19 protein-coding genes are annotated in these 26033 nt (G+C 72.6%); 7 read left to right on the top strand and 12 right to left on the bottom strand.

Translation table 11 applies throughout. From position 1 onward, the window contains the following. Positions 1-333 precede the first annotated feature (333 nt). Positions 334-3729, bottom strand: a complete 3396-nt coding sequence (gene treS / locus WMF26_RS02900; RefSeq protein ID WP_437999065.1) for a maltose alpha-D-glucosyltransferase — start codon at positions 3727-3729, stop codon at positions 334-336. Positions 3730-4159: 430 nt separating this feature from the next. Between treS and WMF26_RS02905 the strand changes: the two genes are divergently transcribed. Together WMF26_RS02905 and WMF26_RS02910 are read left to right on the top strand one after the other, a co-directional pair. Next, positions 4160-4759, top strand: a complete 600-nt coding sequence (locus tag WMF26_RS02905; protein WP_437999066.1) for a hypothetical protein — start codon at positions 4160-4162, stop codon at positions 4757-4759. A 105-nt stretch (positions 4760-4864) separates the two neighbouring features. Then, the gene (locus WMF26_RS02910; RefSeq protein ID WP_437999067.1) at positions 4865-6466 is read left to right on the top strand and encodes a protein kinase domain-containing protein; all 1602 of its coding nucleotides are present in this window, start codon (positions 4865-4867) and stop codon (positions 6464-6466) included. Positions 6467-6496: 30 nt separating this feature from the next. Here the strand turns inward: WMF26_RS02910 and gspC are convergent, their stop codons facing one another. From gspC to WMF26_RS02925, 3 genes are all read right to left on the bottom strand, one after another. After that, complete coding sequence (gene gspC, locus WMF26_RS02915; protein WP_437999068.1) at positions 6497-7453, bottom strand: type II secretion system protein GspC; 957 nt, start codon at positions 7451-7453, stop codon at positions 6497-6499. Positions 7454-7723: 270 nt separating this feature from the next. Then, on the bottom strand, positions 7724-9511 hold the full coding sequence (locus WMF26_RS02920) for a cytochrome b N-terminal domain-containing protein (protein ID WP_061628105.1): 1788 nt from the start codon (positions 9509-9511) through the stop codon (positions 7724-7726). After that, entirely contained in the window at positions 9508-10065 is a 558-nt protein-coding gene (locus tag WMF26_RS02925) for a ubiquinol-cytochrome c reductase iron-sulfur subunit (protein ID WP_437999069.1), read from the bottom strand. Before WMF26_RS02925 ends, WMF26_RS02920 begins: the two co-directional genes overlap by 4 nt. 314 nt (positions 10066-10379) lie before the next feature. Between WMF26_RS02925 and WMF26_RS02930 the strand changes: the two genes are divergently transcribed. Beyond that, complete coding sequence (locus tag WMF26_RS02930) at positions 10380-12686, top strand: autotransporter assembly complex protein TamA (RefSeq protein WP_438002371.1); 2307 nt, start codon at positions 10380-10382, stop codon at positions 12684-12686. A gap of 81 nt (positions 12687-12767) precedes the next feature. Here WMF26_RS02930 and WMF26_RS02935 read toward each other — a convergent pair whose 3' ends face one another. The 5 genes from WMF26_RS02935 to WMF26_RS02955 form a co-directional block, all read right to left on the bottom strand. Then, positions 12768-13028 carry a hypothetical protein gene (locus tag WMF26_RS02935; protein ID WP_437999070.1) on the bottom strand — a complete coding sequence of 87 codons (261 nt, stop codon included), beginning with the start codon at positions 13026-13028 and terminating at the stop codon, positions 12768-12770. Positions 13029-13303: 275 nt separating this feature from the next. Further along, entirely contained in the window at positions 13304-15670 is a 2367-nt protein-coding gene (locus WMF26_RS02940; RefSeq protein ID WP_437999071.1) for a (Fe-S)-binding protein, read from the bottom strand. Between the two features lie 198 nt (positions 15671-15868). After that, the gene (locus tag WMF26_RS02945; protein WP_437999072.1) at positions 15869-16516 is read right to left on the bottom strand and encodes a hypothetical protein; all 648 of its coding nucleotides are present in this window, start codon (positions 16514-16516) and stop codon (positions 15869-15871) included. 64 nt (positions 16517-16580) lie between these two features. Continuing rightward, positions 16581-17417, bottom strand: coding sequence for a TrmH family RNA methyltransferase (locus tag WMF26_RS02950; RefSeq protein ID WP_437999073.1), 837 nt, complete (start codon positions 17415-17417; stop codon positions 16581-16583). A gap of 153 nt (positions 17418-17570) precedes the next feature. Beyond that, positions 17571-18098, bottom strand: a complete 528-nt coding sequence (locus WMF26_RS02955; protein WP_063823896.1) for an ureidoglycolate lyase — start codon at positions 18096-18098, stop codon at positions 17571-17573. A gap of 280 nt (positions 18099-18378) precedes the next feature. Between WMF26_RS02955 and WMF26_RS02960 the strand changes: the two genes are divergently transcribed. The 4 genes from WMF26_RS02960 to WMF26_RS02975 all read left to right on the top strand — a co-directional run bounded on the left by WMF26_RS02960 (position 18379) and on the right by WMF26_RS02975 (position 21876). Further along, entirely contained in the window at positions 18379-18930 is a 552-nt protein-coding gene (locus WMF26_RS02960; RefSeq protein ID WP_237244973.1) for a LemA family protein, read from the top strand. A gap of 13 nt (positions 18931-18943) precedes the next feature. Then, complete coding sequence (locus tag WMF26_RS02965; protein ID WP_437953876.1) at positions 18944-19726, top strand: TPM domain-containing protein; 783 nt, start codon at positions 18944-18946, stop codon at positions 19724-19726. 237 nt (positions 19727-19963) lie between these two features. Next, complete coding sequence (locus WMF26_RS02970) at positions 19964-21175, top strand: thiolase family protein (protein ID WP_437999074.1); 1212 nt, start codon at positions 19964-19966, stop codon at positions 21173-21175. 131 nt (positions 21176-21306) lie between these two features. After that, positions 21307-21876, top strand: coding sequence for a peptidylprolyl isomerase (locus WMF26_RS02975; RefSeq protein WP_437335711.1), 570 nt, complete (start codon positions 21307-21309; stop codon positions 21874-21876). A 61-nt stretch (positions 21877-21937) separates the two neighbouring features. Here the strand turns inward: WMF26_RS02975 and WMF26_RS02980 are convergent, their stop codons facing one another. The 3 genes from WMF26_RS02980 to WMF26_RS02990 all read right to left on the bottom strand — a co-directional run bounded on the left by WMF26_RS02980 (position 21938) and on the right by WMF26_RS02990 (position 25890). Then, entirely contained in the window at positions 21938-23011 is a 1074-nt protein-coding gene (locus tag WMF26_RS02980; RefSeq protein ID WP_437999075.1) for a hypothetical protein, read from the bottom strand. Positions 23012-23173: 162 nt separating this feature from the next. Continuing rightward, positions 23174-24301, bottom strand: a complete 1128-nt coding sequence (locus WMF26_RS02985; protein ID WP_437335713.1) for a CHAD domain-containing protein — start codon at positions 24299-24301, stop codon at positions 23174-23176. Further along, complete coding sequence (locus WMF26_RS02990) at positions 24298-25890, bottom strand: ribonuclease J (protein WP_437953881.1); 1593 nt, start codon at positions 25888-25890, stop codon at positions 24298-24300. The genes WMF26_RS02985 and WMF26_RS02990 overlap by 4 nt, the downstream gene beginning before the upstream one ends. Positions 25891-26033 lie beyond the last annotated feature (143 nt).

The raw sequence follows: 26033 nt of genomic DNA on the forward strand, positions 1-26033 counted from the left end.
AAAGCACCTTCTCCTCGGGAGAGCCGACGCGCGCCGCCGGACAGGCCATCGCGGTCGCGGTGGGCGCGGCCCGCGCGGGCAACGAGCTGCAGACCGCGCGCGAGCCGGGTCTCTGCGAGCGCCGTGCATCGGGCGCGCCCGGAGGGGGGCCGGATTTGAACATGAAGACGGGAAGGCGGGAAGAAAAGATCAATGATCTTCCTGCCTTCCCGCCTTCATGTGAATCACTCCGGGGCAAATTGGGCCACCATCCGCGCCCGGCTGGGCGGCGCCCGATGCGGCCTGACCGGCTGGAGGGGGAAGGGAAGGGGAGGGAGGCGCGCCGGCGTCTGATTACGTCCCGGGCGTAATTAGGCGCTCCAGCCCGCGCAGCGGGATGTCCAGCCAGTCGGGCCGGTTGTTGAGCTCGTAGCCGACCTCGTAGATGCACTTCTCGAGCTGGTAGAAGTCGAGCAAGAGCACCGTATCCGCGTCGCTCGCGGGCACGTACGGCGCCGTCTCGTCCGCCCGCGGCTCGGCGCTCGCCTGAGCGCGCGCGATCGTCTCCAGGTATCCCGCGAGGTAGCTCGCGGAGACCCACGCCACCCAGGCGTCGGTCCACGGCTTGAGGACGGCGACGTCCTCGGGCCGGAGACGAGCGTCCCGGAGCGCCGACGCGCCGGCGTAGTCGAACGAGCGCAGCATCCCGCCCACGTCCCGGAGCGGGCCGCGCTTGTAGCGGCGCTCGCTCAGCGGCCTCGCCGGCTCCCCCTCGAAATCGATCAAGATGAAGTCGTCGCCCGTCGAGAGCACCTGGCCGAGGTGGAAGTCGCCGTGCGTCCGGATGCGGGCGACGTCGAACTTCCTCGACACGATCTGCTGGAGCTTGGCGTTGATCTCGGCCTCGCGCTGCAGCATCGCCGACACCTGCTCGCGCACGTTCTCGGGGAGCGAGCGCTCGCGCTTCCGGAGCAGCGTGAAGGTGCGCGAGAGCATGCCGTGCGCCGACTGGAAGATCGACTGCTGGTGCAGCGTCGTGAACGGCTGCTGCCCGAACGCAGGGTCCTTGCTCTCCCTGCCGAGCGTGAGGTGGAGCTGCGCGGTGCGCTCGCCGAGCAGCCGCATCCTCACGAGCTCGGTGCCCATGAGCTGGTTCACGACCGGAGGCGGCGCCGCGCGCGACGCGTCGACGAGCGTGCCGGTCGGCATCGGCGGCACGCTCCCCTTCACCGACCCCTCGTCGGCGAGCACCCGCTCGAAGAAGCGGTTCAGCGACTCGAGCGTGCTCGTCCACGCGTCGCTCTGGCTCTGCACGTACTCCTGGAGCATCGCCACCGTGGTCGGCTCGCGACCGCGGCCCTTGTACTCGATCGCCCCGGCGAGCCGCGGCGTCGCGGGGAACTGATGGTCGGTCAGGAACCTGCCGATCTCGAGCTCCGGGTTGATGCCCTCCTCGACCTGCCGGAAGATCTTGAGGAGCAGCTTGTCGCCGTAAATGATGGTGGTGTTGCTCTGCTCGCTCTCGGCGACGCGCGCCGGGAGCTCTCCCTCCACGCCGAGCGCCTCGAGCGTCGCGCCGAACGGCAGCGCCTGGAGCTCGCCCGCGGCGCCGGTCGCGACGCCCTGCGCGCGGATCGCGGCGAGGACGAGCGCGGCGAACTCCGGGGTCGTCAGCGCGTCGTACAGGACGCCCTCCGGCGCCGCCGCGGCCTCCGGCTCCGGATCGCGCACCGTGACGTCGGCGATCACCGCGTGGCGCGTCCGCGTGGCGAGCGTCCGCGCGTAATCGCCCGTGGCGAAGCCGATCGGCACGACGTACGTCTCCGGCGAGCCGTCCGTGTACTCGATGCGCACGAGCAGGAGGTAGTGCTCCGCCACCGTCTGCTCGCTGCGCAGGATCGGGATGACGTCCGCGAGCGTCGTCGCGCGCCGCGTGCGCGCCTTGCCGCGGAACCAGCGCCGCGCCGCGATGAACTTCCCGAGCGCCGGCTCGAGCGCCCTGCGCCCCTCGGGCGAGAGGAGCGCCCGCCACGAGCCCTTCGTCGAGATCGCGGGCACCGCCTGGGCCTCGCCCGCGGACGCCGTCGGCGTCGCCGGCTCCAGCGCGAACCAGAAGAAGTCGTGCGGCCCGAGCGACAGCGGGTAGCAGCGGCTCGTGATCTCCGGGAAGCGGCTCCTGCCGAACAGCTCGACGGGCACCATGCCCTCGAAGCGCGCGAGGTCGAGCTCGACGTGCTGCGCGTACCGCGACAGGTTCGCCACGATGAGCAGCCGCTCGTCCCCGTACGCGCGGATGAACGCGAGCACCTTGCTGTTGTCCGGGTGCAGGAACTCGATCGTGCCGCGGCCAAGCACCTTGTTCTGCTTGCGCAGGGTGATGAGCCGCTTCATCCACCAGAGGAGCGAGGCGGGGTTCTGCTGCTGCGCCTCGACGTTGATCGCCTCGTAGTGGTACTCGGGGTCGATGATGATCGGCAGGTAGAGCTTCTGCGGGTTCGCCCGGGAGAAGCCGGCGTTCCGGTCGGCGCTCCACTGCATCGGCGTGCGCACGCCGTCGCGGTCGCCGAGATAGATGTTGTCGCCCATCCCGATCTCGTCGCCGTAATAGAGGACGGGCGTCCCCGGCAGCGAGAAGAGCAGCGCGTTCATCAGCTCGATCCGGCGCCGCGTCTTCATCAGCGGGGCGAGCCGCCGCCGGATGCCCAGGTTGATCCGCGCGGTGTGCTCCTGCGCGTAGACGCGGTACATGTAGTCCCGGTCCTCGTCGGTCACCATCTCGAGCGTGAGCTCGTCGTGGTTCCGGAGGAACGTCGCCCACTGGCAGGTCTCGTGGACCACGGGCGTCTGCTTCAGGATGTTGACGATCGGGAAGCTGTCCTCGAGCTCCACCGCCATGAACATCCTGGGCATGAGCGGGAAGTGGAAGTTCATGTGGCACTCGTCGCCGTTGCCGAAGTACGCCGCGGCGTCGGCGGGCCACTGGTTGGCCTCGGCGAGGAGCATGCGATCGGAGAAGTTCGCGTCGATGTGCCGCCGGAGCTTCCGCAAGAACTCGTGCGTCTCCGGCAGGTTCTCGCAGTTCGTGCCGTCGCGCTCGTAGAGGTACGGCACGGCGTCGAGCCGCAGCCCGTCGACGCCCATCTCGAGCCAGAAGTCGACCACCTTGAACACGGCGGCGTGCACCTCCGGGTTCTCGAAGTTGAGGTCGGGCTGGTGGGAGTAGAAGCGGTGCCAGTAATAGGCGTTGGCCACCGGATCCCACGCCCAGTTCGACGTCTCGAAGTCCTTGAAGATGATCCGGGCGTCCTTGTAGCGGTGGGGCGTGTCGCTCCAGACGTAGAAGTCGCGCCAGCGCGAGCCCTTGGGCGAGGTCCGCGCCCGCTGGAACCACTCATGCTCGTTCGAGGTGTGGTTCAGGACGAGCTCGGTGATGACGCGGATGTCGCGGCGGTGCGCCTCGCGCAGGAGGCGGGCGAACTCGCGCCGCGTCCCGTAAGACGGGTTGATGTTCGCGTAGTCCGCGATGTCGTATCCGCCGTCGCGCAGCGGCGACGGGTAAAACGGCAGGAGCCAGATCGCAGTGACGCCGAGATCCTGGAGGTAGTCGAGCTTGTCGACGAGCCCCTCGAAGTCACCGATGCCGTCGGCGTTCGAGTCGCTGAACGCGCGGACATGGAGCTCGTAAATGATCGCGTCCTTGTACCAGAGGGCGCTGCCTTCGGCGGGAGGGGGCTTTTGATCCTGGCTCATGGCTGCTCCGACGGATGCGCGTTATCCGCGCGACGACGCCGGGCGCTCAGGACACAGCGGGACGGCCCCCCGCGGCGTGAGCACGCCGCCTGGGCCGGAGGAGGCCAGGAGGCAAGGCACGCTGGGGAGGTCCACCACTGGGCGCGCACTGCCGTCCCACGCAGGTGACGCGAATCACGTGTATAGTTTAACTACTTGGAATTGCAAGACCGCGCAGGCCAACCTCGGATAGCACGCCGCGCGCTGGGCGCAAAGCGGCGCGGCGGCGGCGGGCGCCGTCCGTTGGCGTTCGTTGCCGTTCGTCGCCCCCGCGCTGTCGAGGCCGCTGCGTCGCGCGCTCGGCCCACACGTCGAACCGCAGCCGGTGTAAGAAGCCCCGGCACCTCGTTCAGTGATCGGGCGAGCTCATGCCCATCGAAGGAGCATTCTCATGATGCGTGTCTTCCACGTACTCCCGCTCTCCCTGGCCGCGCTCGGAGCGCTCGCGTGCTCGTCGACGCCTGAGCCGACGATCGACCCGAGCAACCCGTGCCCGCCGGGCCAGTGGTGCGCGTCGGCCGTGCCGACGACCGCGACCACGGTGCCCACGACGACGGCCACGGTCGCGCCCGCGGGCACGGCCGCCACGCCGATCCCGCCGGTCGCCGCGGTGGCCGCGACGCCCGTCCTGCAGGGGATGGGCACGACGGAGGCGCCGGGCATGAAGGCGGACGGCGGGCCGTTCGCGGGGCAGTTCCAGGAGGGCCAGACGCTCGAGCAGGACATCACCATCTCGGCCGGCAAGTGCTACACGGTCGTCGGCATCGGCATCGGCGTCCAGGAGCTCGACATCCAGCTCGTGTCGCAGCCGGCGCCCGGGCTGCCGCCCGTCGTCCTCGCGCAGGACAGCACGACCGGCGCCGCGGCGACGCTCGGCGGCAAGGCCTCCGGCTGCTGGAAGAACCCGCTGCCGGTCGGCGGCCCGGGCAAGGTGATCCTCAAGGCGACGAAGGGCACCGGGCTCGCGGCCGCGCAGGTCTTCTCCAAGTAACGCCGCCGGAGCGCGCGGCGGGGGGCGCCGCGCTCCTCTTCTATTCCCCCCGCCTGCGTGCTCCCCTAGAGGCTGGCGGGCGCGGCCGTGCGCCGCGCGCGACGCATGAGCGAGACCGTCTTCCTCGGCCCCGACGCCAGCAACCCCTGCGCGAGGACGCGCTGGGAGTGGCTGTCGCCGCGGCTCCCCCCGGACCTCGAGGAGGAGGCGGTGCGGCGCATCGCGTGGGTGGCGCTCTTCACGATCGTCGCGGGCGCCGCCGGCTTCATCGTGTCGGAGCTCTTCCCGGGCGTCGCGCTCGGCCCCCGCCCGATCCGCTTCGCGGTCTTCCTGCCGTTCGTGCTCGTCTCGGCCGCGCTCTTCATCGTCGCGCGGCGGCGGCTGCTCTCGCCGCCGCGGATCGTCGACCTCTCGTTCGCCTACAAGGTCCTGGGCGCCGCCTCGATCTCCGTCATCACCAACGCGCAGCCGTGGCCCGAGGGGCCGATGCTGCCGGGCTGGCCGCCGGTGGCCGTCTGGGTGCTGGTGTTCCCCATCATCATCCCCGCCCCGAGCGTTCGCACCCTGCTCACCTCGACGCTGGCGATCCTCACCGACCCGGCGTGCCTCTGGGTGCTCGTCCGGTGGGGCTTCATGGAGATGCCCGCGCGCGAGGCGATGTTCCGCCGCTTCTTCCCGAGCGTCATCGCGCTCGCGCTCTCCGTGTTCGTGTCGCGCGTGGTCTTCGGCCTCGGGCGCAAGCTCGACGCGGCGCGGGAGCTCGGCAGCTACCGCCTCGTCGAGCGGCTCGGCGGCGGCGGCATGGGCGAGGTGTGGCGGGCGAGGCACCGCATGCTCGCGCGCCCCGCGGCCGTGAAGCTGATCCGCCCGGAGGCGTTCCAGGGCGAGGCGGCGAGCGGCGGCAACGCGAAGGCGCGGTTCGAGCGCGAGGCGCAGGCGACCGCGGCGCTGAGGTCGCCGCACACGATCGGAATCTTCGACTTCGGCGTCGCCCGCGACGGGTCGTTCTACTACGTGATGGAGCTGCTCGACGGCATGGACCTCGACACGCTCGTGAAGCTGGACGGCCCGCAGCCGCCCGCGCGGGTGGTCCACCTGCTGCGGCAGGCCTGCCACTCGCTGCACGAGGCGCACAGGGCCTTCCTGGTGCACCGCGACATCAAGCCGGCCAACCTGTTCCTGTGCCGCTACGGCGCGGATCTCGATTTCTTGAAGGTGCTCGATTTCGGGCTGGTCGCCGTGCGCAAGAAGGACGCGGCCCCCTCCACGCTGACGGCGGACAACGCGATCACCGGGACGCCCGCGTTCATGGCGCCGGAGGTGGTGGTCGGCGACCGCCCCATCGACGGCCGGACGGACATCTACGCGCTCGGGTGCGTCGCCTACTGGCTGCTCACGGGCGCGCTCGTGTTCGAGGCCGAGACCGCGATGAAGATGGTGCTGCTCCACGCCACCGAGGCGCCCGTCGCGCCGTCGAAGCGCGCGGGGCGCCCGATCCCGCCGGCGCTCGATCGCCTCGTGCTCGACTGCCTGGAGAAGGACCCGGCGAAGCGGCCGCAGTCCGCGCGCGAGCTGTCCGAGCGGCTCGCCGCGCTCCGCCTGGACGCCGAGTGGACCGAGCAGCACGCGACGGCGTGGTGGGAGTCGGTCGCGCCGCCGTCGCTGACGGGCCGGGCGGCCAAGGCGACGCTCGACGCCCTCGGCTGAGCCGCGCGGGGCTCCGAGGCGCCGACGCCTTCAGCGGATGTTGAAGTCGACGGTCATCAGCTGGCCGCCGCGCTCGATCGCCACGGACAGGTGGTTCGCGGTCCGGAGCCGCGCGTAGGCCTCCAGCGCCTTCTGCGGATCGGTGACGTCGAAGCCGTTGATCGACCGCAGCGAGTCGCCGCTCTCCAGCCCGAGCGACTCGAGCAGCGAGCCCCGCTTGATCCTGAGCTTCAGCCCGACGACGCGGCCCCCTTGCCGCTCCGGGATCACCCGAGCGGAGCGCATGAGGAGCGCCTGCTGCTCGAGGATCTGGTCGACCGCCGACCGGTCGACGTTGAACTCCGTGGCGCTCACCCGCCGGATGCGGGCGGCGATCTCCGGCGGGATCGAGCTCATGCCGCCCTCGCCGCCGACCGGCCTCGCCTGGGGCCGCGGCGGCGGCGGCGGCTCCGGCGCGGCCGCGCGCGCGCTCTTCCCGAGCATCAGCTGGCAGCGCGCGCCGCCCGCGGCGATCCAGACGCGGTCCCAGGCGATGCGCGCGAGCGTGCCCCCCGGCGCGTCGCCGCCGAGCCGCCGGAGCTGCGTCCGTCCGTCGGGGCCCTCGATGGCCGCGAACGACCACGCGTCGTCCTGCGAGGCCGCGATGAGCACCACGCGCCCGGCGTCGCAGATCGGATCGCGCCACGGATCGCCGCCGGCCGCTGCCGCGCGCGCCTCGGGGGCTCCGCCCGGCGCCGGCAGGAGCGGCCCCGTCGCCGCGTCGAACGGGTTGCGCTGCAGGATCGCGTCGGCGTTCGTCGCGTGCAGGTCGTTCCGCTGCGTGCGGCCGGAGGCGCGCGGCAGGGACGCGACCGCCGCGGCTCTGTCCGGGATGATCGTCCTCCCGAGCAGGTGCGAGACCCCCGCTGCCTGGAAATAGGCGGCGGACGCGATCAGCGTGCCCGCGATCCACGGGAAGTGATGCTTCACGGCCGCATCCAGGTCCACGGATCCTGCTCTTTCTGGGCGCGCGCGCGCCGCCGCCGTCGATGCGAGCGCCGCGCGCACGCCGGCGTGGGAGGCGACCGTGCACGATGTCGCCACCGGCCCCCGCCCTCGGGGACGCACAGCACCGCGCATGCCGGCGTGCGCGCCGGGGCGCGCGCGAGCGCCGGCCAGCGCGCCGCGACCCGAACGGATCAGCGCGCGCCGGCGTTCATCGAGAGGAGGAGCGAGCGGAGGGAGGTCTGGGACGGCGGGGGCCCGAGCGCGGCGCGCTCAGGGCTTCTTCTCGGGCGCCTGGGCGCCGGCCGCGGCCTCGCCGCGGCCGCGGCGGTACACCCAGGCGGCGAGGATCTTCCGGTCGTTCGCGGAGATCTTCTCCTCGAACGCCGGCATGTGGCCCTCGAGATCCTTCGCCATGGCCGCCGGCGGGTAGGCCTTGCCGCTGCCGGGGTTCGCGATCTGCGCCTCGATCCACGCGACCGAGGCCCAGCCGCGGAGTTCGGGCGCGGCCGACTCCTCGTCGTCGGTCTTGCCGTCGAGCCGGTGGCAGCTCGTGCACCGCTGCCGGACCAGCTTCTCTCCCTGGGTCCCGGCGCTCGGCTCCCCGCGCGCCTGCGCCTCGAGGAACGCGGCGATCGTCTCCTGGTCGGCCGCGCTCATCGGCGTGAACACCTTCGCCGCCTCGGGATCCGCGGGCGGCTTGACCACCGACGGCATCATCTCCTTGAACGGCGTCTTGCCGAAGAGGTGGTCGGCGTCGGGATCCCTCAGCACCTCGAGCGCCCAGGCCTTCGTCCCGAACCCGGTGAGGTCCGGCGCCGTCTGCTTGTCCTTGGGCGGGCCGAGATCGTTCAGCCGGTGGCAGCTCGCGCACTCCTTCTTGTAGAGGTCCTCGCCGCGCGTCTCCGGATCGTTGCGCAGCATCGCGAGCGCGCCCTCGGGCGGGACGCCCTGCTTGAACAGCGCGATCGCGCGCGCGGTGCGCTGGGCGTTCTGCGCCTGCGAGCGCTGGTAGCCCTCGTCCTTCGCGTCGGACGCGAACGATTTCGCCAGGAGGCCGGCGGCCCCGAGGCCGACCAGGAACAGCGGCGCGAGCGCCGGCAGGCGCGCGCGGAGCGGGCCGGGCTTCCGGTCGATGAACGGGAGCAGGGCGAGGTACAGCCCGATCACGCCCGGCAAGCCGACGGTCGCGATGAGCTCCAGCGAGCCGGGGAAGAACTTGCGCAGCTCGAAGAGCGGGCGGAAGTACCACGCCGGACGGGCGGTGTAGTCGCTGACCGGGTCCGCGGGCGCCTCGAGGGGCGCGCCGTGCTCGATGGCCGCGAGGTCGAAGAGCACGACGAGCGCGACCGCGCCGGCGAGGAGGATCATGCCGAGCTGCTTCGGGAAGAACCGGTCGGACTTCGAGAGGTTCGCGCCGTGCGGCGCGCCGAAGCCGTGCTTGCGGAATTGCGCGAAGCTCCCGGCGAGCAGCAGGGCCGTGGCCGCCGGCAGCACGAACACGTGCAGCGCGTAGAGCCGCGTCAGCGTCAGGTGGCCGAGCGAGCTGCCGCCGACCACGAGCTCTTGCGTGAGCGGCCCGACGACGGGGACCGCGCCCATGATGCCCGTCTCGACGCGCGTGCCCCAGTAGCCGTCCTGGTCCCACGGGAGCGGGTTGCCGGTGAAGGCGAAGCCGAGGACCATCAGCAGCAGGCCGAGCTTGAGGAACCAGCCGACCTCGCGCGGCGCGCGGTACGCGCCGTGGATCGCGAGCTGCGCCACGTGGATCCCGATCAGGATGACGAGCGCCTGCGCTCCGAAGTAGTGGAGGCCCCGGATGAGCCACCCGGCGCGCAGGGTGAAATTGATGTGCGCGACGCTCGCCCACGCCGTGGTCGCGCTCGGCGCGTACGCCGACATGAGCAGCGCGCCCGTGACGGCCTCGACGAGCAGCAGCAGCGCGAGCGCGCCGCCCCAGACGTAGCCGATGCGTGCGCCGCCGGGGATGGGCTCGTCGAGCAGGCGGCGGAGGGGCTCGCGGTAGCCGACGCGCTCGTTCAGCCAGTCGCCGAAGCTCATCCTGCGATCTCCTGGAGCTCGGCGGTCCCGTCACGGTAGCGCCGGAAGTCCACCTCGACCCAGCCGTCCACGACGCGCGTCGCGAGCGCATCCATCGGGCGCGGGGACGGCCCCGTCTCCGGCACGCCCGACAGGGCGAAGCGCGACGCGTGGCACGGGCAGTTGAAGCTCTTCTTGTCGTCGTTGAGCTCGATGCCGCAGCCGAGGTGCGGGCACGTGGCGCTCATCGCGCGGAGCTTCTCGCCCTCGCGGATGACCCAGATGGCGCCGAGCATCTGATCCTTCGCGACCGTGAAGGCGTCGCGCTCCTCGCCGATCACCTTGAGGCGTCGGGGCTCTCCCGGCGGCAGATCCGCGAGCCGCCCGACCCGCACCCAGCGCTCACGCCCGCTTGACGCGCCGGCGTTGCCGGCAGGACCGGCGATGAAGGTCGCCGCCGGCACGGCGATCGCGCCGGCGTAGGCCAGGCCGCCGAGCGCCACGAGCGCCTTCAGGGCGCCGCGCCGCTCCTCGGGGGGCGGGGCTCCGAACGGCGCGCCTGCGCTCGCGGGCACCCCGGGGGCACCAGGTTCATGCGGCAATCCATATCCCGGGTACCCACCGGCACCAGGTTCCTTTTGCGTCGGCTCTGCCATCTCGTAGGCTCTCCCTCGCTCGCGCCGCTCCGAGGGCCCGCTCAGACTCGGAGCGGGCCTCCGGCGGCCGAAGTGGACGGCAGCATATCGAAAACACGGGCCTAACGTTGAATCCTCGCCATCGCGCACGCCGGGGCGATCGCATCGTCGCCGGCTCAACCGAAAGTTCTCTTTCAGGTGTTCAGGTCCGGCCGTCGCGAGCCGTCGCCGCAGCGCTCACGGCGCTCGCAGCGCTGGGGGTCTCCGCCTGTGCCGCCTCGCGTCAACCGCCGGCGTGCACGCGCCCGGACCTCAGCGGGTGCGCCATCGAGGAGGTCTCGTTCGACGGCGACGAGGTGATCAGCGGCGACGAGCTCGCCGATCGGATCGCGACGGCGGAGAGCTCGCATCTGCTCGGCGGCGCGCTCGAGCCCGTGCCGATCCTGAGCATCTGGGACGCGCTCACGGTCGAGTACGAGCGGTTCGACCGGTTCGTCCTCGAGCGGGACATGGCCCGCATCGAGCGGTATTACCGGGCGCGCGGGTTCTACAACGCGCGGGCGCGCGCGGCGCGGGTGCAGCGGACCGGCGGTCCCGGCAAGGAGGGGCGCGTGCGGGTGCGCATCGTCGTCTCCGAGGGGCAGCCGGTGAAGATCGCCTCGGTGGATCTGCAGTGGCGGGACTGGACCCTGGAGAAGGGCAAGGACGTCGTCCGGCCGGTGACCGACGCGAAGGCCCGGCTCCGGGTCGGCGAGCGCCTGGACGAGGAGCAGTACGAGGAGCTGAAGAAGGCGCTGCTCCGGGTGCTCACCGATCGCGGCTTTGCCTACGCGACGGTCGAGGGGCATGTCGACGTCGACCTCGTGAAGAACGAGGCGCGGGTCCGCTACACGATCGAGCTCGGCCCCGAGTGCACGTTCGGCAAGGTGAAGCTGGAGGGGCTCGGCGAGCTGCCGGAGGGGCCGGTCAGGACGGCGATCGGCATCGAGGAGGGCGAGCGCTTCTCGACCGCGGCGCTCGCGGAGGCGGAGCAGGCGCTGGCCGATTTCGGCGTGTTCGGCGCCGTCGCCGTGAAGCCCGAGCTCGCGCCGGCCGGGCAGCCGAGGAGCCCGGTCGTCCCCGTGACGTTCTCCGTGGAGCCGGCCGCGCTGCGCGCCGTGAAGCTCGGCGGCGGCGCCGAGGTCGGCTCGCGCGTCGAGGCGCACCTCGTCGCCGGGTGGGAAGATCGCAACTTCCTCGGCGGCCTGCGCCGCTTCAACATCGAGGCCCGGCCTGGGCTGGTCTTCTATCCGGTCGAGTTCTCGACCCTGTTCGGCGAGGACCTCGGGGACACCTTCCGCCTCCTGCCGGAGATCCAGCTGCGGTCCGAGCTCCGCCAGCCGGGGGCGTTCGAGCGGCGCACGGCCGCGGTGCTGCGCGGCTCGTTCAAGCTCTATTGCCCGCGGACCGGTGAGTTCTGCACCAAGCCCGATACGGCAAAGAAACCAGAAGAGGGGGAGCCAGGAAGTGCAGCAAACCCTCCTCAGGAGCCGCCGGAACACGCGATCGTCGGCTACCGCGAGTACGTCGGTTCCATCGGCCTGGAGCGGCCGTTCCTGAAATCGGACCTGAACGCGGCCCTCCTCTACAACGTTCAGCTCAACAGCCCGTTCACCTACAACGACGTGCCGCTGCCGCTGGGGTTCCAGTCCATCTTCATCCCTTATTTGCAAGCGCTCGTGTCCTACGATCGCCGCCTGAACCGGGCGGGCAAGCCGGACCGGCTGACCCCTCACCATGGCTACTACGTCGCGCTGGACGCGCAGCTCGCCGGGTACTTGCGGTTCGACACCGCGCTGGCGAACGCCATCGTCGGGCACGAGGTCCGCGCCGCGCGCGACCTCCGCCTCCAGCCCGAGTTTCGCGCCTACCTCCCCGTCTCGCGGAAATGGACCCTCGGCTTTCGCATGACGACCGGGTGGCTGTTCCCGAGCGGCTACGGCGACTCGTCGTCGGCGGATCTGACCCGGTGCGACACCCTCGCGGAGGGCGATCCGGCCCGGGCGGGCTGCCGGGCGGACGTGGGGGCCGACGTCCAGCTCATGCAGTTCCGCGGGTTCTTCAGCGGCGGCGCGACGAGCAACCGCGGCTACGGGTTCAACGAGGTCGGCCCCCACGCCCGCGTGCCGAGCCTGACCGGCCAGGGGGATACCCAGGGCGATGAGGCCCCGCTGGTCCCCATCGGCGGCCGGTTGCTCTGGGAGGCGAGCCTGGAGCTCCGGATCCCGCTCGGCGAGAGCTTCGGCACCGTGATCTTCGCCGACGCGGGCGACGTCACCCGGGAGCTCAGCCTGTTCCGCTCGGGGGCGCAGCGGCCGCACCTCTCGGCCGGCGTTGGGCTGCGCTACACCACGCCGGTCGGCCCGCTGCGCTTCGACGTCGGCTACCGCGTCCCGTGCATGCAGGTGTTCGGCGAGTGCACGCCCGGGGAGGATGGCTGGCCCCCGGACGAGCGGACGCCGGACGCGCTGTTCGGCGTGCTGCCCATCGCCGTGAACCTGGCGATCGGCGAGGCGTTCTGAGGGGATGCTGAGGGGGAGCGAGCCGCCGGGCGGCGGCGCGGCCCGCGCGCGTCGCCCCTCGGCGCGGTGGGGGAGGCGGGCTCAGCCCTCTTCTTCCTCGACGTTCCAGGCGGACAGCGCGGTCAGTCCGATGGCGACGGCGCAGCCGCCGCACAGGGCGGGCTCCTCGATCCGGAGCTCATCGCCGCGCGACCACACGTAGAGGCCGCGCCCGGCGGGCTCGCCCTCGATGGCCGCGTCGCACACATCGCAGCGGAGCTCGGTCACGCCCGAGGCTGCTTGACGCGCGCGCAGCGCGCTGTCGGCGACCGCGTCGACCGAGATGCAGATCGGGTGAGTCAATGTCCCCCTCAGCCGGTGCTCCGCATTCGCGGCTCCCTCCAGCGTAGGGCGGGGGTCCAGGTTCGCGGTCCCCTTCAGAGCGCCTTCAATCACATCCACCTCCGGCGGCACGGCCGAATCTAGCTCAGGCCGAGACGGGACGCACGAGAAGGCTGCGCCTGATCCTCGTCAGGCCTGCTCCAGGGCGCAAATGTGGGTAAACGCGCGGGATCGTACGCCATGGGCTCCACGGCGCGGCGGTCCCGCGTGCGTTCACAACGGAAATGTAGGGGAAGCTAGGCGCTGGCGGCCGTCTCGGAGCCGGCGGCCTCCTGGGCGGCGCGGCTGCTGGCCGGGCGGTCGAGGGCGCAGCTCTCTTCGAGCAGCTCGACGACGTCGAGCTGGCGGATCGAGTCCTCCTTGGACTGATCCTTGAGCCCGTCGGTGATCATCGTCTGGCAGAACGGGCAGGCGGTCGCGATCGTCTTCGCCTCGGTCTGGAGCAGCTGCAGCGTCCGCTTGACGTTCACGCGATCCTTGTTCTGCTCCTCCATCCACATCTGCGCGCCGCCGGCGCCGCAGCAGAGCCCCTTCTGCCGGTTCCACCCCTCGGCCTCGACGAGCTGCACGCCGGGGATGCGCTTCAGGATGTCGCGCGGCTGCTCGTACACGTCGTTGTAGCGGCCGAGGTAGCAGGAGTCGTGGAAGACCACCTTCCCCTCGACCGGCTTCTTGGGGACGAGCTTCTTCTCGGCGACCAGGCCGAGCAGGAAGTCCGTGTGGTGCACGACCTCGAACTTCGCGCCGAAGTCCGGGTACTCGTTGGCGAGCGTGTTGAAGCAGTGGGGGCAGGTCGTGACGATCTTCCGGATGCCGCCCTGCTCCTTGTAGCCGTTCAGGGTCGCGGCGTTCTGCTCAGCCAGCATCGCGAAGAGGTACTCGTTGCCCGCGCGGCGCGCCGGATCGCCGGTGCAGGTCTCCTCCTGGCCGAGGATCGCGAAGTCGACGCCGGCCGCCTTCAGGAGCCGCGCGGTCGCGCGCGCGATCTTCTTCGCGCGGTCGTCGTAGCTCGCCGCGCAGCCGACCCAGTAGAGCACCGGCGCCTGCGGCTTGTCGGCCATCGTCGGGATCTCGAGCCCCTCGGCCCAGTTTGCGCGATCGAGGCGCGCGAGGTTCCACGGGTTGCCGTTGACCTCGATCGCGTTGAACGGATTGCCGAGCTCGGCCGGGAACTCGCCCTTCACCATGACCAGGTGGCGGCGCATCGAGACGATCTTGTCGACGTAGCTGATCATCACCGGGCACTGCTCCTCGCAGGCCCGGCACGTGGTGCAGGCCCAGAGCACGTCCGGGTGGACGACGTTCGCCACGAGGTCGATCGGCTTGTACCCGGCCTCCGGGGTCGGGACCGGGTTCTCCGGCGCCGCCTGCTCCGCGTGGCCGGCGCCCTCCTGCGCCTCCGCGCCCTGGCCGTCCTGCGCCGCCGCCCCGTCGCCGGCGTGGCCGTTCGCCTGCGCCGCGTGGCCGTTGCTCTCGCCCCGCGGACCGCCGGGCCGGTTGAGGAACTCGACGTCGCGGCCGTACAGGTGGTCGCGCAGGTCGAGCGTGAGCTGCTTGGGGCTCAGGATCTTGCCCGTCTTGTGGGCCGGACAGTTGTCGCTGCAGCGGCCGCACTCGGTGCACGTGTAGAAGTCGAGGATCGCCTTCCAGGTGAAGTCCTCGATGCGCCCGATGCCGACCGGCTCGGCCTTCTCGGGCTCCTCGGCGGCCTTCATGACCATCTCGCCGATCGCCTCGGCGCTGCCCGCGACGAGCGGCAGCCGGCCGCGCGGGTCGAGGTTGCGCGCGAAGACGTTCGGGATCGACGTGATGATGTGGAAGTGCTTCGAGTACGGGAGCAGGTTCAGGAACACGAGCACCAGCGTGACGTGCGTCCAGAACCCGACGTGCGCGAGGACGACGAGGGCCCCGGGGCTCGCGCCGCTCAGCAGCACGGCGAACAGCGAGCCCGCCGGGGCGGGGAACAGGTGCCACCGGAGCGCCGCCGGGTCCGCGGGGACGCCCGCGAACGGGGCGGTCACGGTGGCGACGCGCTCGCAGAGCGCCGCGTCGCCGGAGGCGCACGCCGCGGTCGACCAGCGGTGGTGCAGCACCAGCGAGGCGCCGTCATAGAGCATGTCGCTCAGCATCATCGTGACGATGATGCCGAGGATGAGCAGCCCCTCGCCGGACAGGGTCATGCGCCGCTCGCGCTTGATCGCCCGGTAGTAGATGAACACGAGCGCGCCGGCGACGACCAGCGAGGCCATGACGTCCTTCACGAACTCGTAGATGCCGCCGAGCGGCACCGCGCCGATGCCCGGCAGCCGCACCGGGTCGTGCCCCAGGATCCACAGGTCGAACGCCGGGTCGAAGCCGCGCCCCCACAGGATCAGCGTGCGGAGCAGGAGAACCAGGAATCCGAAGAAGATGAGCTTATGCGCCAGCCCGGCGAGCGGGTAGTAACCCATCTTTCGCTGGCGGAAGGCGTACTCCCAGGTGCCTTTGAGGCGCTCGGCGAGCCGGTCGAGCCGGTTTTCCCCGCGCCCGACCTTGAGGAGCTGCCAACGCCGGTTGGCGCTCCACGCGAAGGCGGCGAAGAGGCCGACGAGCAATGTGAGCATCCAAATGGGATTCATTCGCGGGACGTCTCCGGGTGCAAAATGGCCACATCTTTTAAGGTGGGGGGATGGCGGACGTCAACCGCGCGGCGGCGGTGAAGCGCGCGGATCGCTGTCGCTGGATCCCGTTCCTGCAAGGGCGGAGTCGCTGGTGCGCGCGCTCGCGGATCGCGCTCGGGCCGGAGGCGCGCCCGCCGGGGCTCAGAGCGTGAACTCGACGCTCTTCTCCTCGCTCGCGGGCGAGGGAGACAGGTCGAGCGCCATGCTGTACGAGCGCTGGCCGACCCGCGCGCTCAGGCGGACGCGGACGGGCGCCGTCGCGTCGTTCAGCTTGTCGAGCCGCACGACGACGCGGTAGCGGCCCCGGGCCGGCTCGCCCTCGGTGAGGAAGACGTTCTCCACGTTCTGCTCCTGGCACTCGCCGCTCACGCGCGGGCAGTCGCGATCCTTCATGAGGCCGCTCGCCGTCGGCTCCCCGACGCGGGCGAGCTCTCCCGCCGGATCGTAGACGTTGAGGTCGACGTCGGCCTCGGCCTCTTCCCAGGCGATCGTGAACTGGAGGATCCCGGTGTGGAGCCCGCACCCCTCGTCGATGACGCCGTTGCAGTTGTTGTCGCGCGCGTCGAAGCAGAGCTCGACCCCCGTCGGCGTGCACGCCATCTCGAGCCCGACGCCCTCGGGGACCTTGAGGTCCTTCGGCTCGAGGGGCGGCCTGGGCGGGGGCGGCGGCACCTCGATGCAGCCGGCGAGGAGCAGGGCCGCGAGCGCCGCGCCGAGCGCGCGCCTCGCCCCAGCGCGCGCCCCGCGCACGCCGGCGAGGCGCGCGCCGGGGCCGGGGGTCGCTTTCAAGATGGCGCCGCGGGCTCGGCGCTCGCGCCGCGGGGGACCGGGGCTTCGCATGGGGGGCTGCATGCTAGCCGCCTTCCGGCTCCTGCGGGGCGCCGGCGCCGCGCTCTTCCCGCGCGGGGGCCGCCGCCGGCCTCCGCGGCTTGGGGCCGCGCGGCTGCGGCGGAGGGGGCGGCGTTCCTCCGAGCGGCGGCGGCAGGCGCATGCCCCGCGCGGCCAGGATCTCCGCCGCGTGGGGGACGGTGAGCACCAGCGCGCGGGCGTAGAGGCTCGTCTGGTAGGGCTCGGGCAGATCGCCGGGCCGGCCGCTGGTCGCCTGCTCGAGCAGGATCGCCGCGGTGACGCTCACGTTGAGGCTCTCCGCGAAGCCCCGCATCGGGACGCGCACGGCGCGGGCGCAGGCGGCGGCGAGGTCGGGGCGGATCCCGTCGCGCTCGTTGCCCAGCACCAGCGCGAGGCGGGGGATGCCCGCGAGATCGCGCGGGGTCAGCTCGCCGTCCGGGCGGGTCGCGACGAGCTCGTGCCCCGAGGCGCGGAGCGCCGCGACCGCGGCCTCGGTGGTCGCGTGCGTGCGCACGTCGACCCAGCGCTCGGAGCCGCGCGAGACGGTGTTCGACACGAGGAACTGCTCGGCGCGCTCGATGATGTGCAGCCGCTGCAGGCCGAACGCGTCGCACGACCGGAGCACGGCGGCCCCGTTGTGCGGGTCGTGCGGCGCGTCCATGGCGACGGTGACGGCGTCGAGCCGCGCCGCGATGACGCCGCGCAGCCGGGCCCTGCGCTCGTCGGTGACGAACTCCTCGAGGATGCGGGCGACGGCGGCGACGTCGAGGGAATCGAGCGCGGCGAGCAGCCTTCGCTGCTCCTGCGCGACGAACGAGCAATTGGGGGTCGAGCGGCGCATGGCTGGGTCGGGGGCGCCTCTATAGCGCGGCGCGCCCCCGGAGGCTGCGGCCCATCGCGGCCCGGAGGGACCGCCTCCGCCGCGGCCCCGCCTGCGCCGGCGCGGGCCGTGGCGCCTCGCCGGGCCGGCGCGGGCGGCGGGGCGGAGCGGCGGTCAGGGCTCGATCGCGATCGCGACCCGCTCGCCCTCGGCGTACTCGACGACGGCGCAGTCGCCGGGGGAGCCGTCTTCCCAGACCAGACAGACGAAGTCGGCCTCGGCGTCGAGCGCGATCATGGGGTGGTGCCACACGCCGGGGCGATAGGTGATGCCCTGGGCGCCGTGGGCGATGAAGGCGGCGAGCGTCGTGAGGTCGGGCCGGTCGCCGCCCAGGGCGACGACGACGAGGTAGCGCCGCGCGTTCATCGGCACGAACGCCTGCGTCGAGCCGGGGTGCTTCTCGAGGAGCGCGAGCGGCAGCGGGAAGCTCGAGCGCGGAGCGCAGCGGAAGACCGAGACGTTCAGCGCCGCCTGCCCGGGGCGGAGGTTCTCGATCGCGGCGAGGTGATCGAAGCGGCGGGCGGTCCCCTGGTTGGCCGGCCTGCCGGGCTGGCCGTGCGGCGAGGCCATGAGGATGTCGCCGTACGGCGCATAGGCTGCAGGGCTGAGCGAATGGGCTGCGATGCGCGGGCGGTGGCTCATCGGAACGGGCGGCTGTGGCGGTGCGCCACGCGTGTGGCCCTCCTGCGGCGAGCGCCCAGGCCGCGGGCGCGATCGCGCAAGCGAAGGGTACCACGCCGCCGGGGCGGCCGGCGGGACACCCCGAGAGCGCCACGGGGCCGAGGTTTTGCATGACACGGCGCGACGCCTTACCCGTCGGGTAACGCGAGCGACCCTGGAGTCAGTCATGCGGATTGTTCACAAATCGACATTTCGGAAGCGCCTCGCGGTGTTTTCCATTTTCTTGGCGGTGCTCGCCCTCATGACGTCTGTCGTCGGCTGCCAGCGCTACGACGTGCTCGTCGAGAAGGATCAGATCGCGGCCCAGAAGTGGTCGGATCTCGAGGCGAACCTCCAGCGGCGTTACGACCTCGTCCCGAACCTCGTGGCGGTGGTGAAGGCGTCGGCGAAGCACGAAGAGCAGACGCTCGCGAGCGTCGCCGAGGCGCGCGCCCGCGCCACCAGCGTCCAGCTGAAGGCCGAGGACCTGACCGACCCCGAGAAGGTGCAGGCCTTCCAGAAGGCGCAGGAGCAGCTCAGCGGCTCGCTCTCGCGGCTCCTCGTGGTGCAGGAGCAGTACCCCGATCTCAAGGCCAACCAGAGCTTCCACAGCCTGCAGGTCCAGCTGGAGGGCATCGAGAACCGCATCCTGCGAGCGCGCGAGGAGTACAACCAGGCGGCGCGCGAGTACAACGCGGAGCTCCTGAAGATCCGGGGCCAGGTGGTGAACAAGGCGACGGGCCAGCCGTTCAAGCCGCGCGTGTACTTCACCGCCTCCCCCGAGGTCCAGTCGGCGCCCAAGGTCGCGTTCTGAGGAGGGGGCGGCGATGCGCCAGGCAGTCTCGGGCGGAGCGCGGCTGCGGGCCGTGGCCAGGGCGGTCGCCGCCGCGATCGCGCTGGTCTGCGCGCTCGTCGCTCGGCCCGCCCTCGCCGAGTTCACGCCGCCGAAGCTCACGGGGCACGTCGTCGACACCGCCGGGCGGCTCGGCCCGTCCGACCTCCTCTATCTCGACCAGAAGCTCGATCGCCTCCGCCGCCAGACCGGCTTCGAGATCGTCGCCTTCGTGGCGGGATCGCTCGAGGGCGAGACGATCGAGGACGTCGCGTACGAGGCCTTCAACGCGTGGCAGCTCGGCCAGCGGGGGGCCGACAACGGCGTCCTGCTGGTGATCGCCCCGTCCGAGCGGCGCGTCCGCATCGAGACGGGCAAGGGCGTGGGCGGGGCGCTCACGGATCTCCAGTCGAACGACATCATCCGGCAGACGATCAACCCGCTGCTCCGGCAGGATCGGTTCCGCGACGCCATCGATCAGGGGACGACCGAGATCGCCCGGGCGCTCATCGCCGGGACGCCCGAGCAGGAGCGGCGCCCGGCGCCAGGGCCGGCGCCCACCCCGGTCTCGCCCATCAAGATCGGCGTCACGCTCGTCGCGATCGTGGCGGCGCTGCTGCTCGCGGTCATCTCGCCTTCCTTCCGCTGGTTCCTGTGGATCGTCCTGCAAGCGCTCCTCTTCCGCGGCGGCGGCGGCGGTCGCGGCGGCGGTGGATCCGGGTTCGGCGGCGGCGGCGGCGGTCGCTCCGGCGGCGGCGGATCCAGCGACAGCTACTGAGCCGCTGCGGCGCGCCAGCGCCATGCCGCGCCGCGCCAGCGCGCTTGCGGCGCACCAGCGCTCCGTCGGGAAACGGATCGGGTCGCTCGTCCGTCGCGACGTCGGCCCGCGGCGCTGTGCTGCACTGGCCGTGACCCGGCGGGCGGGCGCGACCCCGCCGCCGCCCGGCGCGGACGAGGGGTCGAGCGCGCGCGATCTCGGAGCGGCGCCGCGACCGGGCGAAGCTACGCTCTCCTGATGGCTGCTGCTCTGCGCCCTGTCTTCGTCGTCGACGCCGTCCGCACCCCGATCGCACGTTACGCCGGCGCGCTGGCGACGGTCCGCCCGGACGACCTCGCGGCGCACGTCCTCGAGGCGCTCGTGCGCCGCCAGCCCTCGCTCGCGCCGCGCCTCGACCAGGTCGTCCTCGGCGCGACGAACCAGGCCGGAGAGGACAACCGCAACGTCGCGCGCATGGCCGCCCTGCTCGCCGGCCTCCCCTACGAGGTCCCGGGCGTCACGGTGAACCGCCTCTGCGGCTCGGGGCTCGAAGCGGTGGCCGACGCCGCGCGCATGATCGCAACCGGCGAGGCCGACTGCGTGATCGCCGGCGGCGTCGAGAGCATGACGCGCGCGCCGTTCACGATGCCCAAGCAGGCCGAGCGCTTCGATCGGAGCGCGCCGACGGTCTACGACACGACGCTCGGCTGGCGCTACCCGAACCCGAGGATGGCCGCGCGGTTCGAGCTCCAGTCGATGGGCGAGACCGCCGAGAACGTGGCCAAGAAGCACGGCGTCAGCCGCGAGGATCAGGATCGGTTCGCGCTCTTGTCCCACGAGCGCGCCACGCTCGCGTGGGAGTCGGGCGGGTTCGCCGCCGAGGTCGTCCCGGTCCCCGTCCCCCAGAAGAAGGGCGCGCCCGTCCTGTTCGAGCGCGACGAGTCCGTGCGCGCCGACGCCTCGCTCGAGGCGCTGTCGAAGCTGAAGCCCGCCTTCCGCGAGGGCGGGACGGTGACGGCGGGCAACGCCTCGCCCCTCAACGACGGCGCCGCCGCGCTCCTGCTCGCCTCGGGCGACGCCGTGCAGTCCGCCGGGGCGGCGCCGCTCGCGCGCGTCGTCGCGACCGCGACCGCGGGGGTCGATCCCAACCTCATGGGCGAGGGGCCGATCCCCGCCGTGAAGAAGCTGCTCCAGCGGACCGGGCTGCGCGTGCCCAACGTGGACGTCTTCGAGCTCAACGAGGCGTTCGCGGCGCAGGCGCTCGCGTGCTCGCGCGCGCTGGAGCTCGATCCGGCGCGCGTCAATGTCCGGGGCGGCGCGATCGCGCTCGGTCACCCGATTGGCTGCTCGGGCGCGCGCATCGCGTGCACGCTCGTGCATGCCATGCGCGCGCGCGGCGCCAAGGTCGGGGTCGCTTCGCTGTGCATCGGCGTGGGCCAGGGCATCGCGACGCTGTTCGAGCGCGCCTGAGGCGATTTCGCCGCTCGTCCGCGGCGCCAGATGCGATAAGACCGCCGTACCAGGACGCAGGAGGGGGGCTCGCGGCTCTCCTCCCTCGGCTGACGGCGCCGCCTCGGCGGCAAAGAACAGGAGAAGGCCCGATGGAGTTCCCCCCGATCAATGTGCCCGGCAGCGGCCAGCTTCACGCCCGACTGAAGACCTCGCTCGGTGAGATCACCATCCGCCTCGAGGAGCAGCGCGCCCCGAACACCGTCAAGAACTTCGTCGGCCTCGCCACGGGCGCGATCAACTGGATCGATCCGACGACGGGCAAGGGGATGCAGGGGACGCCCTGTTACGACGGCGTCCGCTTTCACCGCGTCATCTCGGGGTTCATGATCCAGTGCGGCGATCCGCTCTCGCGCTATCCGGAGAAGGCGCCGCTCTGGGGCACGGGCGGCCCGGGCTACAAGTTCGCCGACGAGTTCAACCCCGAGCTGCGGCACGACGGCCCCGGCGTGCTCTCGATGGCGAACTCCGGCAAGAACACGAACGGCGCGCAGTGGTTCATCACCGAGGGGCCGACGCCGCACCTCGACAACCGGCACTCGGTGTTCGGCAAGGTCGTGAGCGGGCTGGACGTCGTGAACCGCATCGCCAACGTGGCGACCACGCGCGACCGACCGAACCAGGACGTCGTCCTCGAGCGCGTCGAGATCTTCCGGCAGTAGCCGCGCCCAGCGACGCGCGATCGCGCCCAACGTCGCGCGTCGCGGCCAGCGCCGCGCTCGTTCAGCGGGCGCAGCAGACGGTGATCTTGTCGTCGCCTTCCTCGACCTCGCCTCGGGGGTCGCCGCCGCGCGGCTGGCAGCTGCCGGCTCCGGTCACCTGGATCGACACCGAGGCGGCGGGGGGCGGATCGTCGACGCAGGCCCCGTTGAACGGCACGGTCTCGATGGGCTCCCGACAGCGGGTCGCACCGAAGAGCGCCAGCGTCGCCGTGCAGCGCACGCCGTCCGCGTCGCACGTGCACCGCGTGCAACCGCGGTTGTCGACCATTGAGCTCGCGAACACGTGTCGCTCGCCGAACCCCTCGGGGCAGCGCCGCTCCCCCTCGCGCCAGACGCAGACGCCCGGCTCGAACGGCGTGTCGACCTCTCGCGGGGCGCAGGCCTCGCCCGCGTCACATCCGCCGGCGTCCGGCCCGGGGGCGCACACGAGCCCCTCGATGCCGAAGCGCGGCGGCGGCAACGTCGCCTCGCCGCCCGACGCGGCGCACGTCGCCGAATCCACGTCGGGCGCGTCGGCGCTGTAGCTGCCGGGCTGGAAGCTGTCGCCGAGGTTGATGCAGTTCTCCGACGCGACCGGCAGCGTTACCCTCGCCCCGGCACACCCCTCGTCCCCATAAACGGTGACCGCCGGAAGCTCGCACTCCACGTCCGGCGCGCCGCACGAGCACGGGCTGCAGGTCGCGGGCGTGTCGACGGGATCGCGGCCGCCCACGTCCACCCGCGTGGAGAAGCCCTCGGGACAGGCGACGTCCGCGGCCTCGGGGCCCTCGTACAGCAGGCCGGGCCCCTGCCAGTCCGCGGGCACGGCGACGCAGGCGAACCCGCCGCAGTCGTCGTCGGCGCAGTCGACCGCGCCGTCGCCGTCGTCGTCGTCGCCGTTCGAGCACTGCTCGCCGCCGCCTCCGCCGCTGGTGGTGCTCGCGGTGGTCGTCTGGCCGCCGCCGCTGCCGCCGGAGCCGCTCCCGGACGACTGCGGGAAGAGCTCGGGCTCGAACTGATCGAAGTCCTGGGTGCAGGCGCTCGCCGCGAGGAGAGCGACGATCGCGGTGACGCTTTGGACGGCAGAGCGGCGCAACACGACCTCCTGGATCGGCGAGCTTCGCCTCGATGAATGCAGCCACGGCGACCGTATCACGACCGCCTGCCGCCATGGCGAGCTCCGCGGTCGGCGAGGCTCGGCCCCGTCTGCGGCTGTCTTGCTGCGGCGCTCCTTGCTGCACCGCGCCCGCGCGCCGCGTCACCCCGGCGGGGGCGCCGGCGGCGCGTCGGACCAGAGCGACGCGAGCGTCTCGATCTCCTGCGCGAGCTCTTCCGTCGCCTTGCCTGCGAGCCGCGCCCGCTCGGCGCCGAGCGCCTCGACAACGGCGGCGCGATCGTCGGGGGACAGCTCCTCGGCCCTCGTCATCTGCGCGAGCGCCTCGTCGACGTCGTGCAGCTGGCCGAGGCGGCGCTGCAGGCGTGACGCCGATTTGGCGGTGCGCTCGGCGCGCTCTCCGAAGAGCGGCGAGAACGTCTCCGCGGAGTAGCGCAGCCGCTTGAAGCGGATCCGGAGCGCGTGCATGGCCGCGCCGTCGCTCGGATCGCTCGCCGCGAGCGCGCGCACGTCCTGTAAGGCATCGCGGATGGCCCGCCGCGCGAGCGCCTCGGCGCCGCGCTTCTTCGCCTTCTTGCGCGAGATGCGCCGCTCGAGGCGCGCGAGGTACGGCTCCAGCCGGAGCCGCTCGCCCACCACGGGCGCGCCCGCCCGCGGCTCGTCCGCCTCGCCCACCGCCACGGGCGTGCCGGCCCGCGGCTCGTCCGCCTCGCCCGCCGGCGGCGCGTCGGCCCGCGGCTCATCCGCGTCGCCCGCCGGCCCATCGGCCCGCGGCGCGCCTTTGTCGCCCGGATGATCCCGCCGGAGCAGCTCGACGATGTGGGCCCTCGCCTCGTGCTCGCGGCGCGAGCGCTGCGCGACCCAGGCGGCGACGGCCGCACGCGGCGCCTCGCCCAGCTCGAGCGCGGTGAGCGTCTCGCGCAGCACCTCCTCGTCGCGCAGCGTCCCGGTCGCCCGCGCGAACTCCCGCAGCCCGTCGGCGATGGGGCGGATCCGCTTCTTGCCGTAGATGCGTCGCGCCGGCTTGAGCAGCGTCCGGAGCCGGCGGAGCGACACCCGGAAGTCGTGCACGGCTTCCTCGTCCGGCTCGGCGCCGTGCGCGCTCGTGGCGACGACGCGCCGCGCATCGGCGCGCACGCTCTCGATGTGGGTGAGCAGCACCGGACCGAGGAAGCCCCGCGCCGAGAGCTTCGCCCCGGCGCCGCCGCCCGCCGGAGGCGCGCTCCCCTCGCCGCCGCCTTCCGGCGGCGCGCTCCCCTCGAGCGGCGTCACAGCCGCGTGAGCGCCACCGTCACCAGCGGTCGCCTCCCGAGCTTCGCCTCGATCGTCCGGCGCGCCGCGAGCCGGGCGACCTCGATGATGTCGTTGTCCCGGCGCCGCGCGCGCGGATCGCAGTCGTTCACCGCCTGCGCGACCGCGCGCGCCGCGGCCCTCAGCGCGCTGCCCTCGAGCTCCCCGGTGACCCCGCGGGCGACGACCTGCGGCGGCGCCGCGAGGGCGCCGTGCACGTCGACGACCAGCGACACGAACGCCACCCCGGAGCGACCGAGGTTCGCGCGCTCCCGGAGGATCTCCTCGCCGAGCTCCTCGCCCCCCGCCGTCGCCACCCGACCGGTCACGGCCCGGCCGCTCCGGCCGAGCGGCTGCGTCTTGCCGATCTCCACGACGTGGCCGTTCTCGGCGACGAGCACCTCGGCCACGCCGCGCTCCCGCGCGAGCGCCGCGTGCCGCGTCAGGTGGTGCAGCGCGCCGTGCACGGGGAGGAAGCTGCGCGGCTGGGTGAGATCGATCATGCGCTCCTGCTCTGTCCGGTGCGCGTGCCCGCTCGCGTGCACGCGCCGATCCGTCGACCACGTCACGAGCTCGACGCCGAGGCGGAGCAGCCCGGCCATCATATCGACCACCGGTCGATCGTTGCCAGGGATGACGCGGCTCGAGAGCACGACCCGATCGCCCTCTTCGAGGCGCAGCAGCGGGTGCGTCCCCGACGCAAAGCGCGTCAGGGTGGAGGCCCGCTCGGCCTGGGTGCCGCTCGCGACCACGAGGAGCCGCTCGCGCGGCATGGAGGAGGCGACCTCGGGCGGGACGAGCAGGTCGCTCGGCCACGGGAGCCGCCCCACGGCCTGCGCGGCGCGCACGTGCGTCTGCACGCTGCGGCCGAGGAGACAGATCTTGCGGCGCGCGCGGACCGCGGCCTGACCGAGGGCGAGCAGGCGCTGGACGTTGGAGGCGAAGACGCCGACCACGACGCGCGCCGGCGCGGTCTCGACGAGCTCCGCGAGCGCGTGGGCGACGTCGCGCTCGCTCCCCGCCTCGCCGGGCGAGTCCACGTTCGTGCTGTCGGACAGGAGCAGCCGGACCCCGGCGTCGCCGAGCGCGCGGAAGCGGGCCTCGTCGGTCGGCTCGTTGTCGAGCGGCGTCGGGTCCAGCTTGAAGTCCCCGGTGTGGACGACGAGCCCCGCGGCCGTGTGGATCGCGAGCGCCGTGGCGTCGACGATGGAGTGCGTCACCCGGAGCGGCTCCACGACGAAGCCGCCGATCGCGACCTCTCGCCCGACCTGCGTCGGCAGGAGCCGCACCTTGTCTTCGAGCGCGTGCTCGGCGAGCCGGTAGCGCACGAGCTCCAGCGCGTGCGGCGGGCCCCAGACGGGGACGTCGAGGTGGCGCAGGAGGAAGGGCAGCCCGCCGATGTGGTCCTCGTGGCCGTGCGTCAGCACGACGCCGCGCACCCGCTCGCGCAGCGCGAGCACGTGATCGAAGCGCGGGTGGTACACGTCGACGCCGAGGTCCGAGCTCGGGAACGTCACCCCGCAGTCGATGAGCAGAATGCCGTCGGCCTGCTCGAGCGCGAGACAGTTCATGCCGACCTCGCCGAGCCCTCCGAGAGGCACGAGCCGCAGGGTGGACGGGGCTGGCGGGGGGAGCTGGCTCGGGGCGGGGGCGCTCTGCTCGGGATGCACGTTCGGTGAAGGGGGGGTCTGCCACCCAGGGCGCCGGAGGCCTA

It is taken from the genome of Sorangium sp. So ce185, from assembly GCF_051526825.1.
Taxonomy (GTDB): Bacteria; Myxococcota_A; Polyangia; order Polyangiales; family Polyangiaceae; genus Sorangium; species Sorangium cellulosum_D.